Origin of the sequence: Dietzia sp. B44 (assembly GCF_014145245.1) — a bacterium.
GTDB lineage: Bacteria > Actinomycetota > Actinomycetes > Mycobacteriales > Mycobacteriaceae > Dietzia > Dietzia natronolimnaea.
Genome location: NZ_JAALEF010000403.1, coordinates 1 through 1060, shown reverse-complemented (window position 1 = coordinate 1060; position 1060 = coordinate 1). Strand labels below are relative to the sequence as shown.

The following is a 1060-nucleotide window of genomic DNA, read 5'->3' as shown; positions in this document are numbered from 1 at the left end:
TGGCGGGGGCGCCGCCGCTGCTCAAGCTGGCCAAGAGCTTCACCGGGAGCTGAGCCGGGCGTCACCCGGAGTGGGGCCCGGCCACCGCACCGGGGCTCAGACCGCGGTGACGAGCCCCGCCAGTCGCTCGGCCACCTGGCGGGCGCAGTGCGCGTCCTCCGCCTCGACCATGACGCGGACCAGCTGCTCGGTTCCCGAGGGACGCAGCAGCACCCTGCCGCCCGAACCCAGTCGCGCCTCCTCCTCGGCCACGGCATCGCCCACCACCGAGGACGACACGACCGCGGCCTTGTCGTCCACCGGCACGTTGATCAGCACCTGCGGCAGGACCGTCATCACGCCGGCGAGCTCGGACAGGGGGCTGCCGGTCTCCGCCATCCGGGCCATGATGCGCAGTCCTGTGAGGACCCCGTCCCCGGTGGTCGCGTGGGCGGGGAGGACGAGGTGACCGGACTGCTCTCCGCCGAGGCTGTACCCGCCCTCGCGGAGCCGTTCGAGGACGTAGCGGTCCCCCACCTTGGTCTCGGTGACGTGGATCCCGGCGGCCTGCATGGCCACCTTGAGGCCGAGGTTGCTCATGATGGTCGCCACGAGGGTGTCACCCACCAGCTCTCCGGAGTCCCGCATCGCCAGGGCGAGGATCGCCATGATCTGGTCACCGTCGACGACCTCGCCGGAGGCGTCCACGGCCAGGCAGCGATCGGCGTCGCCGTCGTGCGCCAGACCGAGGTCCGCACCGTGTTCGCGCACCGCGGCGCGGACGTCATCCAGATGTGTGGAGCCGCACCCGTCGTTGATGTTGTACCCGTCGGGGTCGGCGTGGAGTTCGATCACGGTCGCCCCCGCGTCGCGGTAGGCACGCGGCGCCGCGACGCTGGCCGCCCCGTTGGCGCAGTCGACCACCACGACGAGCCCGTCCAGCCGCCCGGGCGTGGCGTCGAGCAGGTGCCGGACGTACCCGTCCAGTGCGTCCTCCGACGACGCGCGTGAGATCCGGCCGACCGAGGCCCCGGTGGGTCCGGTGATCGTCCCCTCCGTCAGAGCGCCCTCGATGCGGTCC

General features: G+C 72.7%; 1 protein-coding gene. It reads right to left on the bottom strand.

Annotated elements, in window-relative coordinates:
* Nucleotides 1–96 precede the first annotated feature (96 nt).
* Nucleotides 97–1060: phosphohexomutase domain-containing protein (locus tag G6017_RS12875; protein ID WP_182617692.1), on the bottom strand; the 964-nt coding region annotated here is incomplete at its 5' end.